23 protein-coding genes and 1 tRNA gene are annotated in these 13,402 nt (G+C 35.6%); all 24 read left to right on the top strand.

Annotation, left to right across the window (positions count from 1 at the left end; all coding sequences use genetic code 11):
- Window positions 1–11: 11 nt before the first annotated feature.
- Window positions 12–404 (top strand): 30S ribosomal protein S8, encoded by a 393-nt coding sequence (locus tag CIT01_08760; protein ID AXV38283.1) that lies wholly within the window; start codon window positions 12–14, stop codon window positions 402–404.
- 9 nt (window positions 405–413) lie between these two features.
- Window positions 414–947, top strand: a complete 534-nt coding sequence (locus CIT01_08765; GenBank protein ID AXV38284.1) for a 50S ribosomal protein L6 — start codon at window positions 414–416, stop codon at window positions 945–947.
- 28 nt (window positions 948–975) lie between these two features.
- Window positions 976–1,308, top strand: a complete 333-nt coding sequence (locus CIT01_08770) for a 50S ribosomal protein L32e (GenBank protein ID AXV38285.1) — start codon at window positions 976–978, stop codon at window positions 1,306–1,308.
- A 292-nt stretch (window positions 1,309–1,600) separates the two neighbouring features.
- The gene (locus tag CIT01_08775; protein AXV38286.1) at window positions 1,601–2,047 is read left to right on the top strand and encodes a 50S ribosomal protein L19e; all 447 of its coding nucleotides are present in this window, start codon (window positions 1,601–1,603) and stop codon (window positions 2,045–2,047) included.
- 16 nt (window positions 2,048–2,063) lie between these two features.
- A complete protein-coding gene (locus CIT01_08780; GenBank protein ID AXV38287.1) occupies window positions 2,064–2,645 on the top strand; it encodes a 50S ribosomal protein L18 in 582 nt (193 codons plus the stop codon).
- Entirely contained in the window at window positions 2,642–3,286 is a 645-nt protein-coding gene (gene rpsE / locus CIT01_08785) for a 30S ribosomal protein S5 (protein ID AXV38288.1), read from the top strand. Before CIT01_08780 ends, rpsE begins: the two co-directional genes overlap by 4 nt.
- A 26-nt stretch (window positions 3,287–3,312) precedes the next feature.
- Window positions 3,313–3,771: a 50S ribosomal protein L30 gene (gene rpmD, locus CIT01_08790; GenBank protein AXV38289.1), complete on the top strand. Its 459-nt coding sequence runs from the start codon at window positions 3,313–3,315 to the stop codon at window positions 3,769–3,771.
- Window positions 3,772–3,889: 118 nt separating this feature from the next.
- Window positions 3,890–4,327 (top strand): 50S ribosomal protein L15, encoded by a 438-nt coding sequence (locus CIT01_08795; GenBank protein ID AXV38774.1) that lies wholly within the window; start codon window positions 3,890–3,892, stop codon window positions 4,325–4,327.
- A 52-nt stretch (window positions 4,328–4,379) separates the two neighbouring features.
- Window positions 4,380–5,723: a preprotein translocase subunit SecY gene (locus CIT01_08800; GenBank protein AXV38290.1), complete on the top strand. Its 1,344-nt coding sequence runs from the start codon at window positions 4,380–4,382 to the stop codon at window positions 5,721–5,723.
- A gap of 54 nt (window positions 5,724–5,777) precedes the next feature.
- Window positions 5,778–6,335, top strand: coding sequence for an adenylate kinase (locus tag CIT01_08805; protein ID AXV38775.1), 558 nt, complete (start codon window positions 5,778–5,780; stop codon window positions 6,333–6,335).
- Between the two features lie 98 nt (window positions 6,336–6,433).
- The gene (locus tag CIT01_08810; GenBank protein AXV38291.1) at window positions 6,434–6,994 is read left to right on the top strand and encodes a hypothetical protein; all 561 of its coding nucleotides are present in this window, start codon (window positions 6,434–6,436) and stop codon (window positions 6,992–6,994) included.
- A 180-nt stretch (window positions 6,995–7,174) separates the two neighbouring features.
- On the top strand, window positions 7,175–7,441 hold the full coding sequence (locus CIT01_08815; GenBank protein ID AXV38292.1) for a 50S ribosomal protein L34e: 267 nt from the start codon (window positions 7,175–7,177) through the stop codon (window positions 7,439–7,441).
- Window positions 7,441–7,959 (top strand): cytidylate kinase, encoded by a 519-nt coding sequence (locus CIT01_08820; protein AXV38293.1) that lies wholly within the window; start codon window positions 7,441–7,443, stop codon window positions 7,957–7,959. Before CIT01_08815 ends, CIT01_08820 begins: the two co-directional genes overlap by 1 nt.
- Window positions 7,959–8,189 (top strand): 50S ribosomal protein L14e, encoded by a 231-nt coding sequence (locus CIT01_08825; GenBank protein ID AXV38294.1) that lies wholly within the window; start codon window positions 7,959–7,961, stop codon window positions 8,187–8,189. The genes CIT01_08820 and CIT01_08825 overlap by 1 nt, the downstream gene beginning before the upstream one ends.
- 49 nt (window positions 8,190–8,238) lie before the next feature.
- Window positions 8,239–9,201 carry an RNA-guided pseudouridylation complex pseudouridine synthase subunit Cbf5 gene (locus CIT01_08830; GenBank protein ID AXV38776.1) on the top strand — a complete coding sequence of 321 codons (963 nt, stop codon included), beginning with the start codon at window positions 8,239–8,241 and terminating at the stop codon, window positions 9,199–9,201.
- 277 nt (window positions 9,202–9,478) lie between these two features.
- A tRNA-Ser gene (locus CIT01_08835) sits at window positions 9,479–9,563 on the top strand.
- A gap of 132 nt (window positions 9,564–9,695) precedes the next feature.
- Window positions 9,696–10,154, top strand: coding sequence for a 30S ribosomal protein S13 (locus CIT01_08840; protein ID AXV38295.1), 459 nt, complete (start codon window positions 9,696–9,698; stop codon window positions 10,152–10,154).
- A 12-nt stretch (window positions 10,155–10,166) separates the two neighbouring features.
- Window positions 10,167–10,700, top strand: coding sequence for a 30S ribosomal protein S4 (locus CIT01_08845; protein ID AXV38296.1), 534 nt, complete (start codon window positions 10,167–10,169; stop codon window positions 10,698–10,700).
- Between the two features lie 11 nt (window positions 10,701–10,711).
- On the top strand, window positions 10,712–11,104 hold the full coding sequence (locus CIT01_08850) for a 30S ribosomal protein S11 (protein AXV38297.1): 393 nt from the start codon (window positions 10,712–10,714) through the stop codon (window positions 11,102–11,104).
- A gap of 1 nt (window position 11,105) precedes the next feature.
- Complete coding sequence (locus CIT01_08855; GenBank protein AXV38298.1) at window positions 11,106–11,888, top strand: DNA-directed RNA polymerase subunit D; 783 nt, start codon at window positions 11,106–11,108, stop codon at window positions 11,886–11,888.
- Between the two features lie 15 nt (window positions 11,889–11,903).
- On the top strand, window positions 11,904–12,269 hold the full coding sequence (locus CIT01_08860) for a 50S ribosomal protein L18e (GenBank protein AXV38299.1): 366 nt from the start codon (window positions 11,904–11,906) through the stop codon (window positions 12,267–12,269).
- A 49-nt stretch (window positions 12,270–12,318) separates the two neighbouring features.
- Complete coding sequence (locus tag CIT01_08865; protein ID AXV38300.1) at window positions 12,319–12,747, top strand: 50S ribosomal protein L13; 429 nt, start codon at window positions 12,319–12,321, stop codon at window positions 12,745–12,747.
- Between the two features lie 12 nt (window positions 12,748–12,759).
- A complete protein-coding gene (locus tag CIT01_08870; GenBank protein AXV38301.1) occupies window positions 12,760–13,161 on the top strand; it encodes a 30S ribosomal protein S9 in 402 nt (133 codons plus the stop codon).
- A gap of 72 nt (window positions 13,162–13,233) precedes the next feature.
- Window positions 13,234–13,401, top strand: coding sequence for a DNA-directed RNA polymerase subunit N (locus CIT01_08875; protein AXV38302.1), 168 nt, complete (start codon window positions 13,234–13,236; stop codon window positions 13,399–13,401).
- Window position 13,402: the final 1 nt, after the last annotated feature.

Genomic DNA, 13,402 nt, shown 5'->3' on the forward strand with positions numbered 1-13,402 from the left:
AGGTGTTTATTGTGACTCTTATGGATCCTCTAGCAAATGCTCTAACAAACATGAGAAACAATGAATTGCAGGGAAATAAAAGATGCACTGTATCTCCTGCATCCAAGTTAATTGGTCGTGTTTTAAGAACAATGCAAAAAGAGGGATATATAGGCGATTTCGAATTTGTAGACGATAACAAAGCAGGAAAATTTATAGTAGAACTGGAAGGAAACATTAACAAATGTGGTGTAATCAAGCCCAGACACGCTGTAAATAAGGACGAATTCGAAAAATTTGAGAAAAGATATTTACCTGCTAAGAATTTTGGTATTATGATAGTTACAACACCACAAGGTATAATAACCCACAAAGAAGCGAAAGATAAAGGTATTGGTGGGCGGCTCCTTGCGTTTATTTACTAAGGTGATATGATGGTTCAAGCAGCAGTTCTAAGGGAAGAAATCCCTGTTCCAGATGACGTGGAAATAATCCTAAACGATACAGTACAGGTTAAAGGACCTAAAGGAGAGCTTTCCAGAAAATTTTCCTCAAAAAATATTTTCATAAAAACAGAGGATAACAATGTCATTGTGGAAGCACACTTCCCAAAAAAGAAAGACAAAGCCATGTTAGGAACAACAAAATCTCACATAACTAATATGATTCATGGAGTAAAGGAAGGCTTTACCTATAAAATGAAAATTGTTTACGCTCATTTCCCTATGACGGTAAAAGCAACTGGAAATAAAGTAACCATTGATAATTTTCTTGGTGAAAGATATCCCAGAACTGCAAAAATCGTAGGGGATGCTAAAGTTCAGATAAAGGGCGATGAGGTGTTAGTCACTGGAATCAATAAGGAAGATGTCGGACAAACCATGGCAAACCTGGAACAGGCTACCAAAATAAAAGGAAGAGATCCAAGGGTATTCCAGGATGGTATATACCTTGTAGATCGAGCATAATCGGTAATAATGATTTAACGGTGATCCAATGAGAAAGAAATTTAAAAGACAGGAATATGCCAGGTACAAAAAACTTGGTCAAAAATGGAGAAAACCCAAGGGCAGAACAAGTAAAATGCGAAGATATGAAAAGGGTAAACCAGCTATGCCCAGTGTTGGTTATGGATCTCCAAGCGAGACAAAAGGTCTTCATCCATCCGGTTTTGAAGATGTGCTTGTTTGCAATATAAGGGAACTTGAGAGTTTGGATCCAGACACTCAAGCAGGTAGAATCAGTTCCACAGTCGGCAGAAGAAAAAAAGAAATAATGATTGAAAAGGCAAAGGAATTAGGAATAAAAGTTCTTAACAAAAACCTTTGAACTTGTGGACTGAAAAATTAAATAAATGAAATAGAATTTGGTTAAAAAAGGATTAAAAGGAAAAAATATAATCTAAAATTATAAAATTTCAGATTATTATCAATTAACCTGACCAAATGCATTGTATGTATAAAATGATGTTCGCATCATTTATCTGAAATCGAATTGATTGAATCCTAATCAAGGAAAATTGTACTAATATAAATTATAATATTTGGAAATTGTACTCATAATTTGATGTTCAGATTAAAACTTTTAACAACCTTTTTTAAGGTTGAACGGAGGTTTATTAATGAATCTTACTACTCAAAAAAGATTGGCTGCAGATATACTAAAAGTTGGGGTAAACAGGGTATGGATAGACCCTGAAAACATTGAAGAAGTATCAAGGGCCATTACCAGAGAAAGCGTTAAACAGCTCGTTGATAGTAAAATTATCAGAGCCAAACCCCAAAAAGGAATTAGTAGCTACAGATCAAAGAAAATAGCTCAACAAAAAAGTAAAGGAAGAAGAAAAGGACATGGTAGTACAAAAGGAGCTAAAGGGGCTAGAAATCCTAAGAAAAAAGCTTGGATGACTACTATACGGGCCTTACGAAAAGATCTAAAAGGCATGAGAGATAACCGGGAAATTAACAAGACCACCTACCGTAAACTCTACAAAATGGCGAAAGGTGGCGCATTCAGAAGCAAATCATACATGAAAACTTATGCCAGAGATCATGGTTTGCTTAGGTAGGCATGGAGGGATTTAATTGGCACACGGATCAAGATATAAAGTTGCTTTCAAAAGAAGAAGGGAAGGAAAAACAGATTACGGGGCAAGATTAAACCTTATCGAAGTTGATAAGTCAAGACTTGTAGTAAGAATAACCAATAATCATGTTATAACACAGATTATAAATGTTGCTCCTGAAGGTGATGAAACATTAATATCTGCACATTCCAGAGAACTTAAAAATATGGGATGGCTGGGGAATACTAAGAATATTACTGCAGCATATCTAACCGGATATTTATGTGGTAAAAAAGCATTAAAAGAAGGGATAACTGATGCAGTATTGGATATTGGTTTAAAATCACCAATAAAAGGTTCTAAAATATTTGCTGCTTTGAAAGGCGCAGTAGACGCAGGCCTTGAAATTCCTCATAATGATGTTATTCTCCCTGAAGACTCAAGAATCCAAGGAGAACATATAGTAGAATACGCTAAAACTCTAGATGAAGATGAACTTAAAAAGAAATTTTCACAATACTTAGATAATGGCCTATCACCTACAGATCTCCCTAACCATTTTGAAGAAATAAAGCAGAAAATAACGGATGAGGTATCATAATGAATTATAATAAGGAAGAATGGGAACCCAAAACTAAATTGGGATACATGGTGAAGGAAGGTACCATCACCGATATTGACGAAATATTCGAAAAAGGCCTTCCCATAATGGAACTGGAAATAGTTGACACTTTACTACCAGATCTAGAAGAAGAAGTAATGGATGTAAATCTTGTACAGAGAATGCATAAATCTGGTCGGAAAGTTAACTTTCGAGTAATTGTTGCAGTAGGTAACAAAGATGGTTATGTTGGGCTGGGTCAAGGAAAAGCCAAAGAAGTAGGACCAGCCATAAGAAAAGCAGTCGACGATGCTAAGTTTAACATTATAAAAGTTAGAAGAGGTTGCGGAGATTGGGGATGTGTATGTGGAAAACAACACACTGTTCCCTTCAAAGTAACTGGCAAAAGTGGTAGTGTACGAGTAACACTCATACCTGCACCGGGAGGAGTTGGTCTTTCCATAGGAGACGTTGGTAAAACTTTAATGAAGCTCGGTGGGATTGACGATGTTTGGTCACAGACCATGGGTCAGACTCAAACCACAGTGAACTTTGCATTCGCAGTTTTTGATGCTCTTAAGCAACTAACAAAAGTCAAAGCAAGCCAAAAAGAATTAAAAAACCTTGGCGTCCCTGTATAATAAAAAAATAATATATCGGTGATAAAATGATAACAGCAATAAGGGTAAGAGGTACTGCTGGTGTAAATAAAGATATTAATGACACTTTATTAATGTTAAAACTTAACAGAATAAATCACGCAGTATTAATCCCGGAAAATCCAAGTTATCAGGGAATGTTAGTTAAATCAAAGGACTACATAACCTGGGGAGAAATTGATGAAGAATCCTTATCTCAACTTATTAAAGAGAGAGGTGAGCTGATCGGAGGTAACAAAGTTACTGATGCTTACCTTAAAGAGAACACTGACTATTCATCAATAATGGATTTATCCAAAGCACTTTTAGAATCAAAAGTTAAATTAGAAGATGTTAACATTAAACCTGTTTTCAGGTTACACCCTCCTCGTAAGGGATATGAAAATACCAAAAAATCCTTTAAAGAAGGTGGAAGCCTGGGATACAGGGAAGATCAGATTAAAGATCTCATAAAAAAAATGGTTTAAATAATTAATTAATCAAAATCTTGTAAATGTCATAGGTTAATATGGAATAATTAACCACAATTTATATGATAATATTGAATAATTATCAACCTTCTTGGTTTAAATGGAGGTATTAATGATGATAAGAAGAAAAAGAAAAATAACCAAAATGAGAGGCTCCCGGACAGTCGGAGGCGGCTGTTCTAAGAAAAGAAGAGGAGCAGGCCATAAAGGTGGAAAAGGAATGGCCGGTGGCCACAAACATATGTGGACATGGATGGTTAAGTACGATCCAAATCATTACGGTAAATATGGATTTAAAAGGCCACCATCAAGCATAGCTAAAATTGATACAGTTAATTTAAGTTATTTGGATGAAAAATCAGAGGAATTATTAGAAAAAGGATTAGCTACCAAAGAAAAAGATAAAATTGTAATAGACATCACAGATCTTGGCTATGATAAATTGTTAGGAAGCGGTAAAATAACCAAACCCCTTATTATTAAAGCTCCTTCTTTCTCAAATCTAGCTGAAAAAAAGGTCCAGGATGTTGGGGGAGAAATAGTTACCCTTTAATTTAATAATTTTAAGGTATTCCAAAGCAAGGCAGAGTGAGGAGTGAAATTCATTGATTGAAAAACTACAGCCATTTTTTTCCATACTACCTGAGGTCAAATCACCAGTGCACAGAATTTCTTTTAGAGATAAACTCAAATGGACAGGTATAATCCTCATATTATATTTCTTTTTGACCCAGATACCATTGTATGGACTAAGCCCATTAGCAGTAGACCAGTTTGCACAGCTTAGAGCAGTACTGGCAGGTAACTTTGGTTCAATCCTTACCTTAGGGATAGGCCCCATTGTTTCTGCATCTATCGTGCTGCAGCTTCTTGTCGGTGGAAAAATTATAAATCTTGATCTCTCTCGACACGAGGATAAGGCAATATTCCAGGGAACACAAAAACTCCTTGCAATTGTTTTCGTTTTATTTGAAGCATTAGTGATGGTACTAACCGGCGCAATTTCTGCCACTTCACCAGATTTTCTATGGATCCTTATACTGCAAATGTTTGTAGGAGGAGTATTGGTAATATTCCTGGATGAAGTAATTTCTAAGTGGGGATTCGGAAGTGGTGTAGGATTATTTATTGCTGCCGGAGTAGCACAACAGATGATTGTAGGAACATTCAACTTCTTATCATCACCAACTCAGCCGGGAGTACCTGCAGGTAAGATACCTGCATTTATTTACTCACTAACTATAGGACAACCTTCGTTTGACTATTTAATACCTGTGTTTGCAACTATAGCTGTTTTCCTGGTTGTAGTATATGCAGAAAGTATGAGGGTAGAAATACCATTATCTTACGGCGGTGTTAAAGGTGCCAGAGGTAAATATCCTCTTAGGTTTATCTATGCCAGTAATATGCCGGTTATTCTGACCAGCGCATTACTATTGAATGTACAACTGTTTGCCAACATATTCCAGAGAATAGGATTTCCAATTTTGGGTACCTTTTCCAATGGTCAGGCCATTACTGGATTGGCATATTTCTTAACCCCACCATATTCAATAGATCAACTTTTAACTGAACCTTTAAGAGTTCTATTCTATGGAGTGGTATTCATATTGGCTTGTGTCCTGTTCTCATGGCTTTGGGTAGGATTAAGTGGAATTGGGCCTAAACAAGTGGCAAAACAGCTTCAAGGAATGGGGATGCAGATTCCAGGTTTTAGAAGTAATAGAAAACAGTTTGAAAAGATATTAAAAAGGTATATTCCAATTATAACTATTTTAGGCGGAGCATTTGTAGGATTATTAGCGTTCGGGGCAGATCTTACCGGTGCATTAGGAGGAGGTACAGGTGTACTTCTGACTGTAGGTATCGTCTACAGATTGTATGAAGAAATTGCTCAAGAACAATTAATGGATATGCACCCAATGCTTAGAAAGTTCTTAGGTGATTAAACCAATTGGGAAAATTTGCCCATAAAAAATAAGAGGTATGGTGAGGTTAAAAAAATGAAAGTTGTCGTATTAGCCGGAATTCCAGGATCAGGAAGTACTACAGTATTAAATCATGCTTTGGAAAATCTCAATTACATAAATGTGAACTATGGAGATGAGATGTTAAAGATAGCTCAAGAAGAGGGGTTAGTTGAACATCGAGACGCTTTAAGAAAATTATCTCCAGATATACAAAAAAAAGTTCAGAAAAATGCGGCTAAAAGTATTAGAGAAAAAGCCGAGAAAACCAACATTATTGTTGATACTCATTGTACCATAAAAACACCATCTGGATTTTTGCCGGGACTTCCCAAATGGGTTTTAGATGAACTCCAGCCAGATGTTTTCGTATTGATTGAAGCTGATGGCGATGAAATCCTGCTGAGGAGAATAACTGATGAAACAAGAAAAAGGGATATGGAAAAATTAAAGGATATTGAGCTTCATCAAGAAATGAACCGGGCGGTATCAATGGCATACGCAGCCCTAACCGGTGCAACAGTTAAAATTATTGAAAATCATGATAATTTACTAGAGAAATCTGTTGAAGAAATGGTAAATACATTAAAATGACTTAAAAGTTAATTAAATATTTAAAGTGAATTAATTTAAATAGTTCATATTTCTAAATTAATCAATTAATAGTAAAAAATAAAATTTGAGGAAACAAGATGGTACTTGAAGTATTCTTTAATGCATTGGACATGGTATTTGATCCCATATTATACTTATTTAAGGATCAACCTTTCATGGTGATATTGTTAATTGCTGCAGTAATTTCTTTTGTAAGTACACTTGCAAACAAATTATTGATAAATCAAGATAGATTAGAGTATTTAAAAGAGGAAATGCAGGGTTTCCAGCAGGAAATGATGGAAGCCAGAAAAACTAATGATCCTCAAGCTCTGGCTAAAGTTCAAAAGAATCAGGCCGAATTCATGGATCTTCAAAAAGAAATGATGACCATGTCTTTCAAACCTATGCTGGTCACATTCGTTCCTATAATCATTGTATTCTGGTGGATGGCCCAATCAGCATTGAACACGGTAGTTGTAAAGTTGCCAACTGTAGCATATTATGTGTTACTGGTTCCGCTCTGGCACATGTTCTATCACCCGGCTGCCACAACACCGGTAGGGGCTGTTGAATGGCTGGGCTGGTACATACTTTGTTCGTTTGGACTGTCTATGTTATTTAGAAAAATCCTTGGTATTAAGGGTCAAGGAATGTAGTTTGAACTCATTAAAAGCGAAAAAGATGATTTTAAGTTATTTCATGTTTGAGTTTATAAAAATATTTAAATAATATTATAAAAAAATTAGATAATCTCAATTCATAACTTAAATTTTTATTAACATTTTTTTGCTTGTTTTTCAAGAAGTAGTTCTAAAATTAAATTAGGAGATGTGAAAATGCCCGAATTAAGATACAGATCTAGATCATACAAGAGAACATTTAAAAAAACCCCTGGAGGAAAAACAGTATTACATTATAAGAAGAAAAAACCCAGCAAACATGTGTGTGCTGAATGTAACAAGCCTCTTCATGCTGTTCCACGGGGAAGACCATACCAAATAGGAAAACTTTCCAAATCAAAAAAGAGACCTAACCGGCCATACGGTGGATATCTCTGTCCTGAATGTTCTCGTAGATTGTTCAAGAAAGAGGCAAGAAAATAATGATTATTACTATCGGTGGATTAGCAGGAAGTGGAACAACCACTGTTGCTAAAATATTATCTGAAAAAATGAACATGCCTCTTATTTCTGCAGGCGATATATTTCGTCAAATGGCAGCTGAAAAAGGTATGGACATTTTAGAATTCAGTGAATTCGCCGAGAATAATATAAATATTGACATAGAAATTGATAAAAGACAAGCTGCAATAGCTAAAAAAAAAGACAATTTAATTGTTGAAGGACGTTTATCAGCTTTTTTTGTGGATGCTCAGCTTAAATTATGGTTTATGGCTCCTTTAGATATACGAGCTCAACGTATAGGTCAAAGAGAAGATAAAACATTTGACATTGTTAAAAAAGAAGTTATCATAAGAGAAGAGAGCGAGACAAAACGGTACTGGGATATACACAACATTAACATTAAGGATATGGATGTGTATGACTTTATTATAAATACCAATCGTTTTGAAGCTGAAAACGTTGCAGATATTATATTAAAAGTAACAGAGGTGATTTAATGCCAGCAATAGAAGTAGGAAGAATCTGTGTTAAAACTGCAGGAAGAGAAGCAGGAGAAAAATGTGTAATTGTTGAAGTTATCGATGATAAATTCGTAGAAGTAATTGGTACATCTGTAAAAAACAGAAAATGCAATATAAAGCATTTAGAACCTTTAGAACAGACCATAGAAATTAAATCCGAGGATCCTGAAGCAATAAAAAAGGATCTGGAGAAAGCTGTTGCTTAACTAATCTCAGAAGCTAAAACTTTGTTAGATGGAATTAAAAGGTTTTCCAATGGTAAATTTTCTTATAAAGGCAGAAACAGAATCTGATCCTTCTTATGGATGTCTGCCCAATGAGAGGTCCATTGAAGAACATATAAATAAAGGTGTTATAAACTTAGATAAACCTCCTGGTCCTACATCCCATGAAGTTGATTCATGGGTTAAAAAAATTCTAAATGTGGAAAAAACCGGCCACGGAGGTACTCTAGATCCTCGAGTTACAGGAGTACTGCCAATTGGAATAAACCAGGCCACAAGAGTTATTCAATTATTACTTGAGGCAGGAAAAGAATACGTCTGTCTCATGAGACTTCACAAAAAGGTCACAGAATCCAAGATACGTAAAATTTTAAATGAATTCCAGGGAAAAATATTTCAAACCCCGCCAATTAAAGCCGCAGTAAAGCGGGAATTGAGAGTTCGTAACATTTATTACGTTAACATTCTAGAGATTGATGGCCAAGATGTCCTTTTTAAAATAGGATGTGAAGCCGGAACATATATTCGGAAATATTGTCATGATATTGGTGAAGCATTAGGATGCGGAGCTCATATGGCTGAACTTAGAAGAACTAAGGCTGGTCCTTTCAAGGAGGATGAAACATTAATCACTCTCCAGGATCTAACTGACGCATACTATTGGTGGAAAAATGAGGATAATCCCAAATACCTTCGAAAGTACATATTACCTATGGAATCTGCTGTAGAACATCTTCCTAAATTATTTATAAGGGATTCGGCTGTAGATGCAATCTCTCATGGAGCAGATCTTGCATCGGGTGGAATAGTATCATTACAGGATAATATAAAAAAGGATGATACTGTGGCAGTCTTAACACAGAAAGGTGAACTGGTGGCTTCCGGCAAAAGCCTGGGAACATCTAATGAAATTTACAAAAAAAATAAGGGCATTGTGGTGGACATAAAAAAGGTTTTTATGGAACCGGGAACATACCCTAAGATGTGGAAATAAGTACAAAAATAATTTACTTACAAAACAAAAACTATTTAGATAGTAAAATATATAAAACAATAATCTAATATTTCAAATAGTAGTTTAACAAACCACATCTTTTAGCTGATAATTATCTGAATATTTGAATTAAATAATCACTGGTTCTGATGTATAAAAACAGCTCCAGCAAGTAATATCATTAAAAACTAATACTAAATAATTTGATCTAAATTCAATACTATCGACATGTTAGATTAGGTTATAAACAAGGTAAAAATTGCCAATGTTATCATATGCCGGGATAGTCTAGCCTGGTAAGGCGCAAGACTGGAAATCTTGTGGAGCTTTGCTCCGCCTGGGTTCAAATCCCAGTCCCGGCGCTTATTAGCAATTTAATTGCTTTCCTATGACTGCTCAATGCAGGAATGCATTGAAATTATAAATTTGCACGAATAAAATAATAGAGATAAAATAATGGAAATAAGATGCTTACTCTTATTGGAGGTTAAATAATGGAAGAAGAATTCAAGCACATGGTTCGTATTTCCCGTAAGGATATAGACGGAAATAAAACCATCGAAAATGCCCTAACTGATATAAAAGGTGTAGGTAATGGGCTATCAAGGGCAATAGGCATTGTAATGGGCTTTGATCTTAATGAAAAAATAGGTTATCTTTCTGATGAAGATGTATCCAAAATTGAAGTACTGCTAAAAGATCCTAAAAAATATGATATTCCTGAATGGATGTTGAACCGGCGTAATGATTATGAAACTGGAGAAACTCTTCACTTAATAGAATCTGATCTGGCCATGACTTTAAGGGATGATTTAAACAGAATGAAAAAGACCAGAAGCTATAAAGGAAGAAGACACGAAGTAGGACTACCAGTTAGAGGACAAAGAACTAAATCCACTTTCAGAAAGGGTAGCTCAGTTGGAGTTAGAAGAAGAAGGGGAAGACCACAATAAGGAGATATTGATATGGGACATCCAAGAAAAGCTAGAAAAAAATACGATACACCACCTCATCCATGGAATGCAGATAGGATCAAAGAAGAGAACAAGCTTACTAATAAATATGGATTAAAAAGTAAGAAGGAAATATGGAAAGCAGAAACTATGGTAAGGCGTTACCGAAGAGATGCCAGACACCTTCTAGGTTTATCAACTGAACAAACATCAGATGAAAGATCACAACTTTTAGGGCACCTTATGAAATTAGGTTTCTTAGGTGAAAATGCCAAACTTGAAGATGTATTGAATCTAACGGTTGATGATGTGTTACAAAGAAGATTACAGACTATGGTTCACAAAAAAGGACTTTCCAAAACGGCTAAAGAAGCAAGACAATTTGTTATACATGGACACATAGCATTGGACGGCAAAAAAATCGACTCTCCAAGTTACTTAGTAAAGAAGGGTCAGGAAGATCTTATAAATTACTACTCTTCATCCCCAGTACCAAAAAACCTAAAACAAGTATCTGAAGAAGGAAATAAAGATAAAAGAGAATAATAGGTGATAACATGGCAGAAAAAGAAAAATGGGGAATTGCGAATATTTACTCATCATTTAACAACACCATAATAACTGTTACAGACATAACTGGTGCAGAAACCATTACTCAATGGTCTGGTGGAAAGGTGGTTAGAGCAGACCGACAGGAAGCTTCACCATTTGCAGCAATGGAAGCTGCTACTAGAGCAGCAGATGACGTCAAAGAAAAAGGTATAGTTGGATTACATATTAAAGTTAGAGCACCTGGTGGAAACGGGCCAAGAACTCCAGGACCTGGAGCACAAGCAACCATAAGAGCCCTTGCAAGAGCAGGTATTAAAATAGGTAAAATTGAAGATGTTACTCCAATACCTCACGACGGTACAGGCAGACCCGGAGGTAAGCGGGGAAGAAGGGTCTAAAATGGAGATAGACGTAAAGAAAAAAACTGATAATGAACTTCTCTTTATTGTAGAAGGAGTAGATGTTCCATTTGTTAATGCCTTAAGAAGGATAAGTATGATGGAAATTCCTAAAATGGCTATTGAAAATGTGGACATTATTAGAAATGACTCTACATTATTTGATGAAGTATTAGCTCATAGACTGGGACTAATTCCAATCACATCAGATACAGCATCAAAATCGATAATATTTGCCAGTGAATGTGACTGTGGAGACCACTGTCCAAAATGCAGTGCTTCATTTATCTTAAAGGAAAAAGGTCCAAAAGTTGTTTATTCCAAGGATTTAAAACCGGAAGATCCGGATATTAAGCCAGTATATGATAGTGTTCCAATATTAAGACTTAAAAAAGATGAAGAAGTGGAACTAGCTGCCATTGCACAGCTTGGAATAGGCCTTGAACATGCAAAATGGGAACCTACAACTGCCTGCGCATACAAGTACTACCCTAAGATTACAATTGACGATGATTGTGATTCGTGTGGTAAATGTGCTGAGGAATGTCCAAGAGGCGTACTCGAATTAAAAAAGAATAAAATAACAGTGGTGGATGCTGAAAATTGTTCAATGTGCGGAACTTGCATGAGAATATGCCCCACTGGCGCAATTGATATAGGTGCAGAAGAAGGGAAATTCATATTCAGAATAGAGACGGACGGTTCTCTATCCCCAGAAGAAATTTTAACTAAAGCATGTGATGTTTTATCTGAGAAATCAGAAAGAATTATAGAATTTTGTTAATAAGGAGGAAGTTAAATGGTAAAAAAGATTACCAAGACTAATCCCAATCTCATCGAACTCATAAGAAATCTTAAAGAAAAATCTTATCAAGAAAACGTTGCAATATGGAAGGATGTTGCCAGAAGACTGGAAAGATCAAACAGAAGAAAAGCGGAAGTAAATATATCCAAAATAAACCGATACAGTGATGATGATGAAATAATTCTCATACCTGGTAAAGTTTTGGGAAGCGGCAGCATGGATCATAAGGTAAATGTTGCAGCCTTGGGTTTTTCACAAACAGCCTTGGAAAAAATTAAGACTGCTGGTGGAGAATGCTTGGAAATAACAGAAATATTGGAAAAAAATCCTAAAGGAAGTAAAATAAGGATAATTGAATAAAATAGCATGATATTTGCTATAATATTAAAATTGCGGATTGGTGTACTTTATGATTATTGATGGAGAAGGACACGTCTTAGGAAGACTTGCAAGTGTTGTAAGCAAGAAACTACTTGAAGGCGAAAATATAGTAATTTTAAACGCTGAAAAAGTTTTAATTTCAGGTTCAAAGGAATGGGCATACGCAAAATATAAACAAAGAATTGACAGGGCCAGCATATCAAATCCTAGAAGAATGGGACCTAAATATCCGAGAAGGCCTGATGATATTTTAAGAAGAACAGTAAGAGGAATGCTCCCTTATAAAAAAACTAAAGGTAGAGAAGCTTTCAAAGGTCTAAAAGCCTTTGTAGGAGTTCCTGTAGAATTTAAAGATGCAGAAATCATAAGAATTCCTGAAGCAGAACCTAAAAACATTACAAAAAGCATAGAATTAGGAGAAGTTTCAAAATTACTTGGAACTAAGTATGAAGTTTAAGGATGTTAAAGAATGAAAAAAGTAATTCATACCAGTGGAAAAAGGAAAACTGCCATAGCCAGAGGGACATTTAGAAAAGGAAAAGGCAGAATTAGGGTTAACAGATGTCCAGTAGAACTTTACGATCCAGAACTGGCCCGACTCAAAATCACCGAACCTGTAATGTTAGCAGGTGACATTGTCAATGACCTAGATATAGACGTTAAAGTTATAGGCGGCGGAATAATGGGTCAAGCTGAAGCAGCGCGTATGGTAATAGCCAAAGGTTTAATTCAGTGGACTAGTGACATGGATTTAAAAGAAAAGTTCGTTCAATATGATAGGACCATGCTGGTTGGAGATCCACGAAGATCTGAACCTAAAAAGTATGGTGGAAGAGGCGCAAGAGCCAGAAGACAGAAAAGTTACCGATAAATTAAAATCTTTAATTTATCCATATTTATTATATAAAATGTGCAAAGCACAAAACTCAATAGATGATTTGTCATGATCCCAGTAAGATGTATAAGTTGTGGTAAAGTCGTATCCGCCTTTTTCGATGAATTTCAAAAAAGGATTGACGACGGAGAAAATCCCAAAGAAATTCTTGATGATCTTGGAATAACAAGATACTGTTGTAGAAGAATGATAATTGCCCATGTAGAGGCATGGTAGG

This window comes from Methanobacterium sp. BRmetb2 (assembly GCA_003491285.1).
Classification (GTDB): Archaea; Methanobacteriota; Methanobacteria; order Methanobacteriales; family Methanobacteriaceae; genus UBA117.